Source organism: Bythopirellula sp., assembly GCF_041737835.1.
In the GTDB taxonomy this organism is placed as follows: domain Bacteria; phylum Planctomycetota; class Planctomycetia; order Pirellulales; family Lacipirellulaceae; genus Bythopirellula.
This window is the reverse complement of the sequence record NZ_JBGSQY010000020.1, coordinates 17,186-33,526: the sequence shown is the minus strand read 5'-3', so window position 1 is coordinate 33,526 and position 16,341 is coordinate 17,186. Positions and strand designations below refer to the sequence as shown.

At 55.7% G+C, this 16,341-nt stretch carries 16 protein-coding genes; 4 read left to right on the top strand and 12 right to left on the bottom strand.

Annotation, left to right across the window (positions count from 1 at the left end):
• Positions 1–646: 646 nt before the first annotated feature.
• The 3 genes from hemC to AC6T8Q_RS04500 form a co-directional block, all read right to left on the bottom strand.
• Complete coding sequence (gene hemC / locus AC6T8Q_RS04510) at positions 647–1,570, bottom strand: hydroxymethylbilane synthase (RefSeq protein ID WP_500677943.1); 924 nt, start codon at positions 1,568–1,570, stop codon at positions 647–649.
• Entirely contained in the window at positions 1,567–2,463 is an 897-nt protein-coding gene (locus AC6T8Q_RS04505; RefSeq protein ID WP_500677942.1) for a DUF502 domain-containing protein, read from the bottom strand. The genes hemC and AC6T8Q_RS04505 overlap by 4 nt, the downstream gene beginning before the upstream one ends.
• Positions 2,464–2,548: 85 nt before the next feature.
• On the bottom strand, positions 2,549–3,337 hold the full coding sequence (locus AC6T8Q_RS04500; protein ID WP_500677941.1) for a ComF family protein: 789 nt from the start codon (positions 3,335–3,337) through the stop codon (positions 2,549–2,551).
• Between the two features lie 98 nt (positions 3,338–3,435).
• Between AC6T8Q_RS04500 and AC6T8Q_RS04495 the strand changes: the two genes are divergently transcribed.
• Together AC6T8Q_RS04495 and AC6T8Q_RS04490 are read left to right on the top strand one after the other, a co-directional pair.
• Positions 3,436–4,569 carry an LptF/LptG family permease gene (locus tag AC6T8Q_RS04495; protein WP_500677940.1) on the top strand — a complete coding sequence of 378 codons (1,134 nt, stop codon included), beginning with the start codon at positions 3,436–3,438 and terminating at the stop codon, positions 4,567–4,569.
• A gap of 99 nt (positions 4,570–4,668) precedes the next feature.
• Positions 4,669–5,106 (top strand): peptidylprolyl isomerase, encoded by a 438-nt coding sequence (locus AC6T8Q_RS04490; protein ID WP_496919250.1) that lies wholly within the window; start codon positions 4,669–4,671, stop codon positions 5,104–5,106.
• A gap of 726 nt (positions 5,107–5,832) precedes the next feature.
• Here the strand turns inward: AC6T8Q_RS04490 and AC6T8Q_RS04485 are convergent.
• A complete protein-coding gene (locus AC6T8Q_RS04485; protein ID WP_500677939.1) occupies positions 5,833–6,360 on the bottom strand; it encodes a hypothetical protein in 528 nt (175 codons plus the stop codon).
• A gap of 5 nt (positions 6,361–6,365) precedes the next feature.
• A complete protein-coding gene (locus AC6T8Q_RS04480; protein ID WP_500677938.1) occupies positions 6,366–7,700 on the bottom strand; it encodes an FG-GAP repeat domain-containing protein in 1,335 nt (444 codons plus the stop codon).
• A 399-nt stretch (positions 7,701–8,099) separates the two neighbouring features.
• On the opposite strand from AC6T8Q_RS04480, the gene AC6T8Q_RS04475 reads away from it, so the two are divergent.
• Positions 8,100–8,624, top strand: a complete 525-nt coding sequence (locus AC6T8Q_RS04475) for a hypothetical protein (protein WP_500677937.1) — start codon at positions 8,100–8,102, stop codon at positions 8,622–8,624.
• 133 nt (positions 8,625–8,757) lie between these two features.
• Positions 8,758–10,062, top strand: coding sequence for an amidohydrolase (locus AC6T8Q_RS04470; RefSeq protein ID WP_500677936.1), 1,305 nt, complete (start codon positions 8,758–8,760; stop codon positions 10,060–10,062).
• A 76-nt stretch (positions 10,063–10,138) separates the two neighbouring features.
• Here the strand turns inward: AC6T8Q_RS04470 and AC6T8Q_RS04465 are convergent, their stop codons facing one another.
• The 7 genes from AC6T8Q_RS04465 to AC6T8Q_RS04435 form a co-directional block, all read right to left on the bottom strand.
• Positions 10,139–10,318 carry a hypothetical protein gene (locus AC6T8Q_RS04465; protein ID WP_500677935.1) on the bottom strand — a complete coding sequence of 60 codons (180 nt, stop codon included), beginning with the start codon at positions 10,316–10,318 and terminating at the stop codon, positions 10,139–10,141.
• 28 nt (positions 10,319–10,346) lie between these two features.
• Complete coding sequence (locus tag AC6T8Q_RS04460; protein WP_500677934.1) at positions 10,347–12,281, bottom strand: type II secretion system protein GspD; 1,935 nt, start codon at positions 12,279–12,281, stop codon at positions 10,347–10,349.
• Positions 12,282–12,379: 98 nt separating this feature from the next.
• Entirely contained in the window at positions 12,380–12,907 is a 528-nt protein-coding gene (locus tag AC6T8Q_RS04455) for a hypothetical protein (RefSeq protein WP_500677933.1), read from the bottom strand.
• Positions 12,904–13,494, bottom strand: a complete 591-nt coding sequence (locus AC6T8Q_RS04450; protein WP_500677932.1) for a type IV pilus inner membrane component PilO — start codon at positions 13,492–13,494, stop codon at positions 12,904–12,906. Before AC6T8Q_RS04450 ends, AC6T8Q_RS04455 begins: the two co-directional genes overlap by 4 nt.
• Before the next feature lie 15 nt (positions 13,495–13,509).
• Positions 13,510–14,082 (bottom strand): PilN domain-containing protein, encoded by a 573-nt coding sequence (locus AC6T8Q_RS04445; RefSeq protein ID WP_500677931.1) that lies wholly within the window; start codon positions 14,080–14,082, stop codon positions 13,510–13,512.
• Positions 14,079–15,128 carry a pilus assembly protein PilM gene (gene pilM / locus AC6T8Q_RS04440; protein ID WP_500677930.1) on the bottom strand — a complete coding sequence of 350 codons (1,050 nt, stop codon included), beginning with the start codon at positions 15,126–15,128 and terminating at the stop codon, positions 14,079–14,081. The genes AC6T8Q_RS04445 and pilM overlap by 4 nt, the downstream gene beginning before the upstream one ends.
• Before the next feature lie 4 nt (positions 15,129–15,132).
• Positions 15,133–16,326 carry a type II secretion system F family protein gene (locus tag AC6T8Q_RS04435; protein WP_500677929.1) on the bottom strand — a complete coding sequence of 398 codons (1,194 nt, stop codon included), beginning with the start codon at positions 16,324–16,326 and terminating at the stop codon, positions 15,133–15,135.
• Between the last annotated feature and the right edge of the window lie 15 nt (positions 16,327–16,341).

Sequence of the window (16,341 nt, the reverse complement as noted above, 5' to 3'; positions counted from 1 at the left end):
CTGTATCCTCTGGCACGGTAATCTTGCAACTAGTGGGGTAGCACCGACACGACATCCGCAAATCGGACCGACGACGTGAAAACTCGACCGGATTCGTGTCGGTGTGCGCAGCACAAGAGGTTTTCGACACGTATTACCTCTTGTCGCAGGCGACACTGATACTTGTCCTACACAGCCTGCCGGTAGTCACCGCGTTTTCAGGACGAAGTATCAGTGCTACCCCACTCGCCGATTCGATTCGTGTGATTCGTGGTTGCTCTTCCTCCGTGCTCTCTGTGGCCTCTGTGGTTTAACATTTCACCCCGGCCAAAAATTGTTGTGGCAAAGCGCCTCGCAATCGCAATAATGGAGTTCGCCCTTGAGTAGGCATGCTCTTTGAAAACTGAAACCCACGAACGTAGTTTTGGAACGCGCTCTTCGTGCGTTTTGACCAAAAGTCGGCTCGTTTTGTCACGTGCGAATGTCGCAAGGACTTGAACGTTCAGCACTTGCAACGTCGCCAAGTGACAAAACCCAGGAGTTTCGTCACCAAAGTTGGGACCCCAGCGCAGGCGAAAAATTGAGGTTTGCGTGCTGTGGGGGGCTGCAAACCAAGCAAAGCTCGCAAACCAGGCAAAGCTGAGGGGGGCATGCCCACGCGCTGAAGTCAGACGCTCCGGGCTTGCTCGATGATTTCTTGAGCACCTTGGGCCAACAACGCTTCGGCAACCTGCCGGCCAATTTGCATGGCCGTGGAAGATGGTCCGCTGGCGGAGGCTCGCAAGACATGCTTGCCATCGAGGCTTGCGACCAGGCCGTCGAGTTTCAGCTCGCCTTGTTCGGTTCGGCCCCACGCTCCCACGGGGGCGGAGCAGCCGGCATGCAAGAGCGCCAACATCAACCGCTCGGCATCGACCGCAGCACGAGTCGGGGGATGTTCGAGTTGACTGACGAGCTTGAGTACTTCCTGAGCCTCGCGATGGCATTCGATCCCCAGCGCACCCTGCCCCGGCGCGGGGAGCATCCGCGGTGGTGAGAGTTCTTCAACAATGTTGGCCGTCAGTTCGAGCCGTTTCAATCCGGCGGCTGCTAGGATGATCGCATCGTAATCGCCGCTGGCCAGCTTTCGCAGACGGGTATCGACATTGCCGCGGATGCCGATGATTTGCAGATCATCGCGCAAAGCCTGCAACTGGGCCTGCCGGCGTAAACTGCCGGTGCCAACTTTCGCGCCACTGGGAAGATCGGCCAGCGAAGATGCTTGGCGAGTAATCAGCACGTCGAAACATACTTCCCGCGCGGGGACAGCCGCGAGTAATAACCCTTCGGCAGTGGCCGTGGGCAAATCTTTGAGGCTGTGCACCGCCAGATCGGCATCGCCGTTGAGAACCGCTGCTTGAATTTCTTTGGTGAAGACACCTTGCTGGTTCATCTCCAGCACGGGATCGCGTTGATCTCGGTCCCCCGCGGTGACCACTTCGACCAGTTCCACGGTCGCGCCCAATTCACGCAAACGGTCGGCAACCCAATTGGCTTGCCAAAGGGCCAGCTGACTCCCACGAGTGGCGATACGTAGATGATGAGCGGTCACGGGAGTTCTTTTTTGGCCTGAGCTTCCAGCACAAGTTGACGCGGCGCGACCACGCCGCAACTCACCAGGAATTGAAACGCCTGATCGAGCGTGATGTTGAGATCGAGCACTTCGCTTTTCTTCATCGTCACCGTGAAACCGGTAAACGGCATGGGTGAGGTAGGAATCAAAAGCGACACCACCGGCTCACCCGCGGCCGTGCGAATATCTTCCAAGCTTTCGCCCGTCACGAAGGCGAGTGCCCAAATACCCTGACGGGGATACTCAACCGCAACGACGCGGGTGTATTCAAGATTCTGGTCACTAAACATGAAATCAGTGACTTGCTTCACCGACGAATAGACGTTCCGCACAAGTGGTAGGCGGTCGATGACCTTCTCGATCTGCAACCAGAAAAACCGCCCAATCCCTGCTGCCAAAAACTTTCCGAGTAAATACAGAACGAGAATGAAGACGCATAAAAATGTGGGGACCACGACATGTGGCGAAAGGAAGCGGAATTCCACATACGTGCGAATCAGTTCCTCAGCCCGTTGGGGCATCGGTTGAACCTGATTCTCTTCCAAATAGTCATAAAACTCGGCGGGGACGACCTGATCATCGGCCATTCGTTGATAAGGACGCAGCGCCGTGGAATCGGTGCCGTCACGAATCAGTTCTGGAGAAACGGCATTCTCGGGGCGAATGTCACCACGAAAGTGCCGCACGAGGACTTGCCGGGTGGTGGAGACCATTGGCTCCAACAGGTAGACGTTCACCGTGTTGGCAACCCACAGAATGATCACGATCGTGAGCAGCGGAGGTAGCAATACACCCAAACCGCTCATCACGGCGCGCCGAAAAGGATCGAGCGCGCTACGTTTTTTTTCAGGCAAGTTGGGGTTGGCTTCCATGAACCTCCATTGTCGATATCCCTAGCCAACTGACAAGCCACGCTAAACTTTGCGGACTGCGTGAATTGTCCGGCGTCCGCCTGTGTCAATTGTTCGGTGTCCGCGCGACAACCAGCACCGTCACCCGTGCCACGCCGTTGCGTTTAAGAATGCGGGCAATCTCGCTGCAAGTGGCTCCGGTGGTCATGACATCGTCGACCAGTAGCACATGGGGCGAGTCAATTTTGTATCCCTTGCGAAGCCGGTAGCCGCCATGAACATTGCGGAATCGCCCAGCCGCCGAGAGGCCGCGTTGCGGTGAGAGACTCATGCTCCGTTGCAGCAAACGGCGGAACAGAGGAATGCCGAGTTCACGGCTGATGCCAGCGGCAAGCGCTCCCTGGGGGTTGGTCTTCTGTTTCAAGCGATTCACGAGGGTCATCGGAACCGGCACAACCGCGTCGAGATTTAGACTCCGGAGTTCATCGCCGTATCTTTCACAGATGAGATTCGTGAAAATCTGGGCGAGTTGTTCGTGTCGGTCGGTTTTCATCCGTAGGATCATTTCGCGGAGCAAACCTTCGTAGTGGCCCAGACTAAATGTGGCATCGAACCGTAATTTGTGAGATTCACAACGGAAACAACTGGGAACATCCCCAGGATACGGTGGCACTTCGGCGGCACAACGTCGGCAGACGGGCCAATCGACCGGCGGAATCTCAGCCAAGCAATCCTCGCACAGGGGTTGCCCTTCGTGGTCCTCAGGAAGCGCAGCCCGACACGCGAAGCATTGACCTGAAAACAAGAGATCGAGCGCATGGCTGCGCGCGGTTTTCCAAATTTGTGCGGCCCAAGTTCGCATAGCCCCTCGCAAAGTTGGCGATAGCAGTGCCATCAATTATGGCCACCTGATTCTCTTGACGCTAGCAAATTGGGCAGCTAATCTTCGCCGCCTGAAAACTGCTCGCCCCTGCTTAGTCCTCGCGTTCGCCCATGACCATTCTCGACCGCTATATGCTCAGGCATTTTGTGCAGATCTTCGTGATCTGTTTTTTGAGCCTCGCCGGGCTGTACGTCGTGATCGATGCCTTTCAGCATCTCGACAGTTTCACCTCCTACGCAGACGAAAATGGCAGCTTGGTGAACGTCATGGCGGAGTTCTACGCCTATCAATCGTTTGACCTGTTCGAGCGAACCAGCGGCATGTTGGCGATGGTCGCGGCGATGTTCACGGTCACTTGGCTCCAGCGTCATCAAGAAATGACGGCTATGATGGCGGCTGGGATCTCGAAGTTTCGTATCGTGAAACCCATCATCCTCGCGGCGATTACGTTGAGCGTTCTTGCCGCGTTGAATCGTGAATTCGTGATCCCCCAAGTTCGTGATCAAATCACGCGCGACACCAAGAACTTGGGCGGCACACAATACCGCGACCTCGAAGCACGCTACGACGGGCAAACAGATATTTTGATTGGCGGCGAGAAGACCGTTGCGGTCGAGAAACGGGTTGTTAAGCCAACCTTCGTCTTGCCCAACCTGCTGTCCAAATACGGCAAGCAGCTCGTGGCCGAGAGTGCTTATTACATGGATGCCAACGAGGACCACGCCGCCGGCTATCTGCTTCATAATGTTTCGATCCCCTCGAACATCGATAAATTGAAATCCCTCAAGCAAGGTGACCGAGAAATCATCATCACGAGCAAGGAAGCCCCCTGGCTCAATCCCAAGCAAGCGTTCGTTGTTTCGCAACTCCGATTTGAACTCTTGGCAAACGGTTCTTCCTACCGCCGACTGGCAGCAATTACCGAATTGGTCGACGAGCTCAATCAGCCCAGCACCGAACCTGGCGCCGATCTGCGCGTGGCGATTCACTCGCGGATCATGCAGCCCTTTATGGACGCGACCATGCTGATGCTCGGGCTGCCGCTGATGTTCTCGCGTCGTCATCGGAATGTCTTCTTGTCGATTGGCATTTGCTTGGCCGCGGCCTTGTCGTTTTCGATGGTGAGTCTCGCTTGCCAATCGCTGGGGGGCTTGAGTCTCCTGCGACCCACGCTGGCCGCTTGGGTGCCACTGATGGTGTTTGTGCCCATCGCGGTGGCCATGGGCCATACGTTCCGCACGTGATTGCCGGAAATCCTGGCCGGGGGTTGCGAAATTGGCCGCTCAGTGGCATTCTGGTGTTTTATCCGATGTCAATCCGCACCAGCTTGAGGGAGTTTTTCGATGAAGGTGGCCACAATCACAACCAACAAGGGTGATATCCGTCTCGAACTTTTTGAAGACAAGGTCCCCAAGACGGTTGCCAATTTCGAGAAACTCACCAAGGACGGATATTACGACGGCCTGAAGTTCCATCGCGTGATCGAAGACTTCATGGTTCAAACCGGCTGCCCCAAGGGAACCGGCACGGGCGGACCTGGCTACACGTTCGCCGACGAATTCCACAAAGACCTCAAGCACGACAAGCCCGGCATTTTGTCGATGGCCAACGCGGGCCCCAACACCAACGGTTCGCAATTCTTCATCACGCACGTCCCCACGCCTTGGCTGGATGGCAAGCATTCGGTGTTTGGCCGCGTGCTCGACGATTGCCAAAAAGTGGTCGACGCGATCGAGCAGGGCGACAAAATGGAAAAAGTCGTCATCACCGAAGAAGCGTAAAGCCGGCGCGGTTTCTAATCAGCGGGCATGCCGCCTCAGCTTTGCGAGGTTTGCGAGCTTTGCTTGGTTTGCGGCCCCCTGAGCACGCAAACCTGAATTTTCTCGCCTACGCTGGGGTCCCAACTTTCGCGCCGAAAGTCTTGGGTTTTGTCACTTGGTGATGTTGCAAGTGCTGGTCGTTCAAGCCCTTGCGACATTCGCACGTGACAAAACGAGCCGACTTTTGGTCAAAACGTACGTTGAGCGCGTTCCAAAATCTCACTCTGCGGTTTCAATTGTCAAAGAGCACGGGCCTTAGTGGCGAACGTGTATTTTAACCAATTGGTGCGGCCAAATCTTGGCAATATTTGGCCACGCGGAAGATGTTTGAGCCACAGAGATCACAGAGAGCACGGAGGAAAGGCAACCACGAATCACACGAATCGAATCAGCGAGTGGGGTAGCACTGATACTTCGTCCTGAAGACGTATTGATTACCGACAGGCTGTGCAGGACAAGTATCAGTGTCGCTTGCGACAAGAAGTGATTCGTGTCGAAAACCTCTTGTGCTGCGCACACCGACACGTGTCCGGCATCATCAACACCTATGGAGCGCGTTTTACGGACAAAGTGTCGGTGCTACCCTGCTGATAAGAAATAGTCTTTAATGCCGGAGGCATTGCAGCTATTAGCCAGGCGGTTGAGGAGCCTTAGCGACGACACCCCTGGTAGTCTTCAAATCCCCGGTTACTCACGAACCATCAACGGCACGCTGAGTGTCAACGTCTCCGGCTTCAAGCATTGCTGTTCGTTGCACACTTGGTAGCCAACTTTGCAAATGATCTCGTGTTCGCCCACGGCCATGGAATCGACAGCCAGAGATCGCTTGAACACAGCCTTGCCCATGTGAACAGGCTGCCCGCTCGCACCCATGGAACGGGCCGTCTTCGGTTCGATCCATTCACTCTCCGCGCGAATCCCTTCTGGCGTGATCAAATTAAGTTTCGTGGCCGTTTCGGCAGGCAGCGCAGCGAGCGGATGAATCTCCCACATCGGTGCGATTTTCATCTCGACTGCGACTTCAAATTTGTCGCCAGGCCGCACGACAGCTTCCGATAGTCGCAAGGTCACGGAAACTTGTGTGCCGTTCGCGCGCTGCTCGATGGGTTTGACTGTGGACTTCGCTGGCTGTGAGGGTTGAACAGATGTCTCGATCTTCGCATCGCAGCCGACGATCGTCACGACAACACCACAAAGTAGTACGCATTTCCACATGACGTTCATTTCCGCAGGTACACCCACACAAATCCATGTGGTATCGCCAGATCGTGCGACTCGTTGCCGTCGCCATGCGTTTCGGCCAAAAAGGGCCGCACTTTATCGACAAACTTCGCATCGGTGGCTTCTAACTCCTTGGCCTCGGGACTCTCCCTCAGAGCCTGATACTCCGTCTGCCAGGCCTCGGTGGCCTCGTCGCTGTAGACTTCGTCGCCTGGATAACGCTTGGAGAAATCTTCACGGAGCTTGTTCATCTTTTCCACGTAGCCGCTGGTTCTGTTTGCGGCTTCCTCGATGGTTGTCGTGAACTCGTCCTTCTCTTCCTGGGTCAAATCAGGCCGAGGGGCATACGCCGTCGAGAAGTCGCCCACTAACAGGTCGGGCTTGCCGTCGTTGTTGAAATCATTGACCTCGACCTGCGATCGAATCCCAGGCGGCAATTCATTGACATTCCAGCGGAGCAGGTTGTAACCCGATCCATCGTGCTTCGCGACCAGTTCGATCCCTTTCTCAAACCTCGGCTCGCCCTTGTTGCCTCCGTTGCGATACCAGTTGACGCTTCCATCGCCCGATCCCACCACCAGGTCCCACAAGCCGTCGCCATCCCAGTCGGCCACCACGGGGCAGCAGTGGGCCGACACCTTCAATGGCTCGTCCCCCGCATTCACCACCACGTTCTCGCCGGCAAAGGAATAATTCTCCGCATCGCCTTCGTTGATCCGCAACTTCAAGTCGCCACTAAAGCAACCGATCAAGAGATCGCTGTCGCCATCGTCATCCCAATCCACCGGCATGTAAAAGCTGCCGAAGGATTGGAAGTTCTGCTTCTGCTCGGGCGAACTTCGCACTGGAACGTCGTTTTTGTCCACGATCTCGACGGGCTTCTCAAACTTGCCGTCACCGAGCCCGCGGAAGTAGTAGCAATGTCCCGGGTCATACGAGTTGCTGATGAAATCTCGCACGCCATCGTTATCAAAATCGACGAATCGCGGCTGCCCGCCGATGCAGCAGTAGATCCTCACCTCGGCCGGTGCGTCACTTGCTTGCAGTTGGTCTTGCTTTTCAAAGGCGGGTTCTGACTTGGAACCGACATTTTTATAAACGCGGAACTTACCGCCGTAGTCACCGAGCACAAGGTCCGCCAGACCATCGCCATCGAGGTCTTCGATGGCCGGGCTGCTGTGTCCCCAGGCCGGCCCGGTGTCGATAACCCCTTCAGAATCTTCGAGTCGAACGGGTGGAGCCAACTCGGTGTCGGCCACAGCCCAGCCGGCCGCAGCGAAAGGAATCGCCCAGATCGACGAGAGAGCAATCAGAAACGTTTTCGCGTAAGACATTGCAGAATGTTCCTTTCTCTCAGAGAAGTGCTTTCCGTACACAGTCGACATTCCAGCCTTTCTCGAAGAGATGCACAAGAGGGGGTGATTTGTCTGGGGAATCGCCCGCTTTAATGAAAGCCCAAACGCGATAGCGTGGGGTTCTGTGTTGCTGGGGCAAATCGTGAATTCCCAAAAGTAGGCCAGAACGAGTTCTACGAAGTTCCGGCAATGTTGTGGTGTTGCGAAAGACAATGAGTCGTCAGTTTAAACAATAGCTCCAGCCCCCTTTTAACTGCAGAAGTTGATCTTGCCCGAATTCACACGGGCAGCTTCAATTGTCCGGTTAATGCACACTATTCGAGCATCCGACGCTCGTGTCGACTAACGAGCTTTTAGATATTTCAAGGTGAAGATGAAATGAGCATGCGATTGTCATGGTTGGTGATGGGTTTGTTGGTTGTCGCGACAGTTGGCCTGATGCCCGGACGCTGTTGCGCGGTTTTTAATATGCTTCCTCCGTCGAACGATGAATGGGGGTTGAAGTACGATTTGGAGGTGACCGCCGTCGATGAAGGCAAGCTGAACGTGCGATTCACACTTGCTGACGCGGGAAGATTGAAGCCCATTTATTCGGCCACGGTGGTTGCTTTCAGCAGGCCGGACCCGATGGGCGGCCAATCGTATCTCGTGAAGTCGCGGATTAAGTTGCAACCGACCAAGGATGGCAAGGCCGCTGGGGAAGTGCAGATACCCAGAGAATTTTTCAACATCGCCATGGTTCGGATCCTCACCCTGACGGTCGACCGGCGGCGACAGACAGATGGTGCCGCCTACTATGACATTCCGATTAGAAGGTTCTTAGACAGAAAAGCCCTGGCGACGGCTTCGGCCAAAGCAGCACCGGCCCTGGCGGCACCCGCAACATCAAAAGTGATAAAGTAATGAATTGCGTGTGCTCCGTGCTAAAAGCCTAAACAAGAGGCCCTCCCCTAGCCCCTCCCGGAGTACCGGGAGGGGGATTTCAGATAGGCTCTATGTGGCTTGAACTCTTCGGTCACGAACCTACACTGAGTTCATGCTCACTCCTCGCTCATTTCTGATGCTCTGTTTAATCTTCGCCGCTGCCAACTCGCACGCTCAGGAGCGTGAATCGGTCGCCGAATTCTTGCGCGAGAATCTTCCGCGCTACTCGACCATGTATCGCGAGTTGCACGCCGCGCCCGAGCTTTCGTTTGAGGAAAAGGAAACCTCAAGAAAGATGGCGGCACAGCTGCGCGAATTAGGCTTTGATGTCACCGAGCGGATTGGCGGCTACGGCGTGGTGGGGGTGTTGAAGAATGGGGCTGGGCCGACGCTGTTGTTGCGGTCGGATTTGGATGCGCTGCCGGTGGTCGAGGAAACCGGCTTGCCATATGCCTCGGAGGTTCGCACCACCACCTCACGCGGCGAGACCGTGGGGGTGATGCACGCCTGTGGGCACGACATGCATATGACGATGCTCACGGCTGCGCTCGATTATTTGGCCCACCACCGCGATGAGTGGCAAGGCACGTTGATCGCTATGTTTCAACCGGCCGAGGAACTTGGCGCGGGGGCCAAGGCGATGATTGCCGATGGATTGCTGACCAAGTTTGGCCGTCCCGACTTTGCGCTTGCGCTGCACGTGGCGGCTGATAAGCCAGTCGGTCAAGTTTTCTTGCGCGGCGGTTTTGTTTTTGCCAATGTCGACAGCGTGGATATCACAATCCACGGGCGGGGCGGACATGGGGCGTTCCCGCACATGACTTGCGATCCGATTGTGATCGCCGCGAAGTTGATCGTTGATTTGCAAACGATTGCCAGCCGTGAAACGAAGCCCACGGATCCGGTCGTGGTCACCGTGGGCGCGATTCAAGGGGGGACGAAGCACAACATCATCCCCGACGATTGCCAGCTGCAATTGACGGTGCGGAGCTATGGCGAGAAATCTCGCGAGCAGGTGCTCTCAGCCATCAAACGCAAAGCCGAGGCCGCGGCGGCAAGTGCGGACGCGTCCGAGCCGACGGTGGAATTTTCGGAGGGGACGCCGGCGCTCTACAACGATCCCGAATTGGTGGCGCGACTACAAGACGTGCTGAGCACTTCCCTGGGCAAAGACAATGTCATCGAATCAGAACCCACGATGGGCGGGGAAGATTTTGGCCGCATCGGTGGCGAAGGCGTGCCAATCGTCATGATTTCGGTCGGAACCTTGGAACCGGAACGATTGAAATCGTATCAGGAGGCAGGAGAAATTCCGTCGCTGCATTCGGCTAAGTTTTATCCCCACATCGAATCGACGATCACGACGGGAACCAACGTGTTGACGGCGGCTGCGTTGGATTTGCTGGGGAAGGATTAGTGTGTTCGGTCACGCGCTCCGCGTCGCTTCGCGACACGTCGCGGCTATCAACTATATTTTGAAATTATCGAGACAACTAGGAACGGTCTTCTTTGCGGCGGCCTTTGCTGCTGCGGCGCTCTTTGGGAACTTCCATCCGTCGGCTGGCAGACTCGGTGCGTGTCTCGGTCTTATCCTTCTTCTTGCGGCGATCTTCTTGCTCGCGTTTTTCGATGAGTTGGGCGAGATCCTCGGGGACATTCAAGCGATTGGCCATGGCTAACTCCTTGGGGAGCAAAACTCTATTAACGGGTTTGAATCGGTGCGGAATACGATGATTGCTCGATGGGAAACTCGATCATCGATTCCCCTTCAACTTCGGGGAGCATCTCGAGTTCCATATTCTCATCTACGGGCGGAAATTCGATCATGCCGTCCATCTCCATTGGCATGCCTTCCATCGGTATCGTTTCCATGGGCATGGCGTAAGTTCCATCAACCTTGGCACGATGTATGGCGGCCAGATTCGCAATCGGCCGGCGGGGATTGGTAAACGTGTCGTACAAACGGGCTTCGTAGGGCCGTGGCACGCGAACCAAAGGACCTTCCGTCAGACGTTCTTGCGTCCGCATGAATTCCCCATGCTCGCGCTGGTCAATCATCGGTGAATAGGGCATGACACGCGGTATGAGCGTAACCACGATTTCGGCCCGCTCTTTCACGACGTTCCGTTTTTGAAAAAGCACGCCGACATAGGGCAGATCGCCAAACCAAGGAATCTTGTTTTGGGTGTTGATATCGGATTCCTGAATCAAACCACCGATGACCATGCCTTGGCCGTTGTTGAGCAGGAGGTCGGTTTCGACTTCCGTGGTATCTTCCGACGGCAATCCCGTGGTGGGATCGACTTGGCCTTTGGAAACCTTGGGCTTCACTCGCATCAGCACACGGCCGTCGCGGGTAATTCGCGGCGTGACCGTTAAAATTACGCCGACGTCCAAGAACTGGATGCTTTCGAAAGTTCCCGTCTGTGTGGTGGTCGTGACGCGGAAACCCAATTGCGAACCAACTTGAATGTGCGATTGCTGTCCGCTGACGACGAGAATCTTCGGACTGGCCAATGACTTGGCATCGACGGTCGTTTTCAGGAGTTCCACCAACCCATCGAGCGCGCCGCCGTTGACTTCCATAAAGAACGCCGACGAAGCATTCTGATTGGCGTATCCGACCGTGCGGAAGTCGATTGTGTTGCCACTGAAGCTGACCAGGTTGTTAAAGTTAATGCCGTTTTTGCAGTCGTCGCTGAGTTCGACTTGCAGGATATTGGCTTCAATGAGCACTTGCCGGGGGGGTTGGTCCACTTGGCAAATGTAATCGCTAATCCGCGCTAAATTCGCCGGATAGTCGACGACCGCCACCACTTCGCGAGTGCGGCGATTATCTTCGGTGCTGCTTTCCAGAACCCAGCTATTCCCCGCGGGCGAGAGCAGCCCTTTGACGGTTTGGTCGACATCGACGGCCGATGCAAAATCGAGTTCAAACACCTCGACGGATCGCCCACCGGCTTCCGGTGAGACGAAATCCGCGTTTTCAACACTGGTGACGAAGATGATGCCCTCGCTCATCGTCCAGGTGTGGCCTGAAATCGAGAGCAAGGCTTCAATCGCCTGCTGCCAGGGAACTTTATCAAACGACGCCGAAACGGCGACCGTAGCATCCGAAGCAAAGACGATATTGAGTTTCTGAGTTTCGGCCACCAGCGACAAGACCTGACGAAGCGGCGCATCGCGAACCATCAGTGATATCATTCCATTGTCGTCTTTCACGACGATGTCTTTGTCGACCGGTTGTCCCAGCGGCAAGAAGTGCTGCTTCGGTGCGAACGGATCTGCTGGGTTGGTATTAACGGGGTTCAACTCGGAAGGTTGCTGAGGCACGGCAGTGGCCGCAGGCGGAGCTTGGGCAGCTGACTGACCCGGCGGGATCGGCAACGCTTCGGTTTGCTGAGTCGATGTCTGTGGTGCAGGCACTGACAATGCTTCGCGCAAAGCGTTGATGTTTTCTGGCGACAAGGCATTAGGAGCTGATTGCGCTGCGGCGGGCTGTTTGGGGAGGTTCTCCACAACGACCTGCTCCGGATAAACCACCGGCGGGGGAACCATGTACTCAGGATCCGGCTTGGGAACCGTCACCGAACTATATTGCTGTCCCCAGGCAGAGAATAAAAGCAGTGGTGACATAACCACCCAAGCAGCTAGACCAAATGTCCAGCGCCCGAGGTATTTACCACGTTGTTTCCCCCGAAAAGCCATTCTCAGATAAGCAATGCAGAAAAGTGTTAGCGAGCCGTTTCCGTCAGCACGATGCCATTTCTGGTGATCTCGCTAATTTCGAATCCTTCGATCGTGTCGCCCACGCGGAAGCTTTGATCGCCAATCGTGGCGACCCGTTCATCGTTGGTGATAACCACGATCTTCGTCTGTTGTTTCTTCAATTCCTCCAGTACCTGAGCGGAACGAACCAGCGAACCCGCTTGCCCGTCGGTTTCGTCGGCTTTCGCCATCAGATACCACATGGGCATCGCAAACGGATCGGTCTTCGCAATGTCATCCAGCTTCAACTTGGGCCACGTACGAGGCCCAGTCGGCAAGGCTTTCGCTGCTTCCACGGAAACAGGCTTCATCGCCGGCTTGGGCTCGCTTTTGGCCGGAGGGGCCGTTGTCTGACGAGTTTTCTTGGCTGCGATCGGCGCATCACCGGCGAGTTGGCTCCACAAGACGAGACCCAACACCCCAGCGAGGACACCGACGGTTGCTAGCTTGGCGGGAGTCGCACCATTGCGCTCCAACCAATTTCGCTCGGTCATAGAACATCCCCTCTCATGTTTCTATCGTGCGTTGCGCCGCCAAAATACAAGACAAATGTGACTTGGACCGGATAGCGGTTGAAATTGTCTGTCGACTGGATTTGCAGGTTCCTAATCTCAGTAATGCGGGCAAGATGGTCAATTTGATCAAGAAACTTGCAGATGCTGGCAAAGCTGCCTTCGCAGGCGAACGTCAGCTCCGCTTTGGAGTAGCTGGCAAGCTCTTCCACGGTCCCCAATTGGTATTCTCCCAGCTGGATGCCGGTCGATTGGGCAGCGCTACGAACCTGATCGAGAAACTCATGCTCGCGCATCTCGCTTGGTAAACGCTGCTGGGTTTCGGCCACGGATTCTCTTAACTCGGCGAGGGACGCTTTCAATGCTTGATGTTCACGCTGAACCTTGGGAGCACGCGCCAATAACGCTTCGAGCTGGGTGATCCGCTGCTGGGCCACTTGGCGGTTGGCGGCGAGTGGCGAGACCACAAACTTGACGAACGTTCCCACGCAAGCGATGAGGATCACGAGCCCCACGCCGTGCAGGCACCAATTCAGCGTAGCGATCTGTTTGTCGTTTTTTTTGCGCATGAGATCACTCGGTGACTAAAAGGTGCACTGCAAGGAAAAATCCTGAACCGTCTGTTGTTTCAGCCGCTGCTCTTTTGTCGACGTTACACCTAACTTGCCAAACGGAATCGAGCTTTGGAGTGTGTCGGTAAAGTCCTTAACGGCCGATCCGCTGTTGGCGATTCCCGCCAGTTCCAAGGTGGATTGCTGAGTCGCTGCCGAGTTCGATTCGATAGCGTTGTTCAGTTCGATTTTTTGCAGGAACACATGGTTGTCGCTGTCGGCAATCGATTCGCCCAACACCCCTAACAAGGTCACGACCGGCTCGCGGTTGGATAGAGCCAGGACAAACTGTTCTTCTTTGCGAATCGCGTCGATTTGGCGGGTCAACGATTTATTCGACTTTTGAAGGTCGGCTATTGGTTCGTATTTTGCTTCCATACGCAACTGTTTGTGGACCGCGTGGTGGTAAGCCCAGTAGCGTTCCGCGCCGAACAAACACAAACCCGCGGCAGTTACTCCTAGGATGGCGAGCCATTGGCGTAAGCGTGCGCGCAAGCATTCCTGCCGGCGTGTCGCGAGAGACATTAAGTTGAGAGATGATCTCATGAATTCTCCCACGCTAGGGCCGACATCGCTATAGCCACGCCAAACAGACAATCTGTTTTGGCGGCAAGCTGTTCGCCGTTCAAAGACCAGACTTGGGTTTCCAAACGTAATCGCCGCGACAAATGTCGGGGTAAGCCACGCAGCAATGCCCCGCCACCGAAAAGTACCAATCGCTGCGGAGCGATCGCTTTGCGCTGAAAGCTGATGTGTGAGATCGTGCGAGACAATTCTTGTTCGAGTCGACGCAGGGGTTCTGTCGTCAACTCGGCCAGCAGTGCTGTGACTTCATCGACGCCTTCACCCGCGTGTCGACTGATATCGTGTTGTCGCAACAAAAGGTGAGCTTCCTCGTGCGTCACGCACAATTCGTCAGTCACGGCGGCGAGTATGCGCTCCAATCCACAGTCTTTTAAACTGCGTACATAGACCGGGCGACCTTCGGCGATGACGCAGAATGTTGCTTGGCCAAAGCCCAAATCGAGTGCGGCGATCGGGGGCAAAGGTTCTTCCTGGGCCGTTAATCCGATGGCACGTGCCAAGGCTTGGGGCAGGCCATCAATCGTGTGGCAACTTAACCCGCTTCGAACGACGTCGCGATAAACCTGGTCGGACCAGGGTCGTGCCACGGCGAGGACATTCCACCGCTGGGAGGCGGAACTCTCGGCAGGCCAGACATCGTATTCCAGATGGTCGGCCGATTGTTGGGTCGCGATTTCAATCGCTCGACGAATCACAACGTCGACATCGGATTCATCAACCGGAAGGGTGTCAAGCTGGTGAACTTCGCAAAGTCCCATCGGCATGGCGACGGCTGCTTGACTGCCTCGATAGGTGGCCCCCAATGCAAGTGCAGCGGAGATTTCGCCACTGGCCGACCAGAGTTGTTCCGACTCGTTTTCTTCCTCGGCACCTGGTTGCGCGGTGCGCGGCACGATGGTCCGTGCGACCACCTCAAGACCACGATCACTGCGCGCGAGTTGGGCCACCTTCACACTGGCACTGCCAATGTCGATGCCGAGCCAACCTTTTTGTGTTCTGCGAAGCATGGTTTTAGTGTTTTTGTGCCAAGGTCGAAAGATCGAACACGGGAAGCATTACCGCCAACACCACCACGGCGATGACCGCACCCATGCCGACCGTCAGCGCGGGTTCGATGTATCCCACGATCTGCCGCATGCGTGCTTCGGCTTCATCTTCGTAATATTCACCCAATAGTTGGCTCACTTCGGTGATATTCCCCGTCGCTTCGGCGGTCATGAGCATGTCGCGTGCGGAACGAGGGATGATATCCGTTGTTTGCAATACGCTGGCCACGTTACGGCCATTGATGACCGCTTCTTCCACTTTGGTCAGCAGCGCGCGATACAAAGAATTGTGAATCGCATTGCGCGTGAGCCTCACGCCTTCCAAAATTGGCACGCCGTTGGAGAGCATCATTCCCAGCAACCGACAAATACGGCCCGTCAGTCTCGCACGAGTCACGTCGCGGACGATTATTGCGTGGACCCAAAAGGAATCGAGCATCAGTCGGCCCGCGGTCGTTTTGCGCCAAACCAAGCCTCCCAGCACGCTGCCGGCCACCAGCGGTCCCCAGAACCACCAATGAGTGCGCAATTCCGACGCAATGGTTATGAGGATTTGCGTCACAATAGGGAGCGTCATGTCGTATTGCTCGAAGATCTTGGAAAACCGCGGCAACACAAAGATCACCAAACCCAAGACCACCGACGACGACACGACAAACAGCAAGATTGGATAGGTCAACAGCGTGCGCATCGTGCGGCGATTGCGCAGCTCCGACCTTTGCATCTCAGCGAGCTGAATCAACACGTCGGCCAGCGAACCTGACGCTTCGCCCGCGGCGACGGTGGCCACAAAGGCGGCATCAAACACGGCTTCATGCCGGCGCAAAGACTCCGATAGCGTTGTACCGGCCATCACCGATTGATGAACGCTGTTGAGTACTTCGGCCAACGCGGGTCGTTGGCATTGCGACGATAACGAGTTCAACGCCGTTGCCACGTCGATCCCGGAACGGACCATGATTGATAATTGCGATGTAAACTCCGCGATATCTTGCGGTCGAACGCCGCGGCCCGATGTGCGTTTCTTTCCGGCAGTGGCCGCGGCGGGCGACATCCATTCGGTCAACTCGAGCATGTCCTGCGCGGACCGCTTCTCCGGCTGACTCGCGGCAAGCGGTCGCATCGGAAGTTTCGCATTGAGAGTGTTGTAAGTAGCCATAATTTTTCGCTGACC

Excerpts from the sequence above, each read along its gene's own strand:
- AC6T8Q_RS04505 (WP_500677942.1), bottom strand. The coding sequence starts at position 2,463 with ATGGAAGCCAACCCCAACTTGCCTGAAAAAAAACGTAGCGCGCTCGAT.
- AC6T8Q_RS04500 (WP_500677941.1), bottom strand. The coding sequence starts at position 3,337 with ATGGCACTGCTATCGCCAACTTTGCGAGGGGCTATGCGAACTTGGGCC.
- AC6T8Q_RS04495 (WP_500677940.1), top strand. The coding sequence starts at position 3,436 with ATGACCATTCTCGACCGCTATATGCTCAGGCATTTTGTGCAGATCTTC.
- AC6T8Q_RS04490 (WP_496919250.1), top strand. The coding sequence starts at position 4,669 with ATGAAGGTGGCCACAATCACAACCAACAAGGGTGATATCCGTCTCGAA.
- AC6T8Q_RS04485 (WP_500677939.1), bottom strand. The coding sequence starts at position 6,360 with ATGTGGAAATGCGTACTACTTTGTGGTGTTGTCGTGACGATCGTCGGC.
- AC6T8Q_RS04480 (WP_500677938.1), bottom strand. The coding sequence starts at position 7,700 with ATGTCTTACGCGAAAACGTTTCTGATTGCTCTCTCGTCGATCTGGGCG.
- AC6T8Q_RS04475 (WP_500677937.1), top strand. The coding sequence starts at position 8,100 with ATGAGCATGCGATTGTCATGGTTGGTGATGGGTTTGTTGGTTGTCGCG.
- AC6T8Q_RS04470 (WP_500677936.1), top strand. The coding sequence starts at position 8,758 with ATGCTCACTCCTCGCTCATTTCTGATGCTCTGTTTAATCTTCGCCGCT.
- AC6T8Q_RS04465 (WP_500677935.1), bottom strand. The coding sequence starts at position 10,318 with ATGGCCAATCGCTTGAATGTCCCCGAGGATCTCGCCCAACTCATCGAA.
- AC6T8Q_RS04460 (WP_500677934.1), bottom strand. The coding sequence starts at position 12,281 with ATGTCACCACTGCTTTTATTCTCTGCCTGGGGACAGCAATATAGTTCG.
- AC6T8Q_RS04455 (WP_500677933.1), bottom strand. The coding sequence starts at position 12,907 with ATGACCGAGCGAAATTGGTTGGAGCGCAATGGTGCGACTCCCGCCAAG.
- AC6T8Q_RS04450 (WP_500677932.1), bottom strand. The coding sequence starts at position 13,494 with ATGCGCAAAAAAAACGACAAACAGATCGCTACGCTGAATTGGTGCCTG.
- AC6T8Q_RS04445 (WP_500677931.1), bottom strand. The coding sequence starts at position 14,082 with ATGAGATCATCTCTCAACTTAATGTCTCTCGCGACACGCCGGCAGGAA.
- pilM (WP_500677930.1), bottom strand. The coding sequence starts at position 15,128 with ATGCTTCGCAGAACACAAAAAGGTTGGCTCGGCATCGACATTGGCAGT.
- AC6T8Q_RS04435 (WP_500677929.1), bottom strand. The coding sequence starts at position 16,326 with ATGGCTACTTACAACACTCTCAATGCGAAACTTCCGATGCGACCGCTT.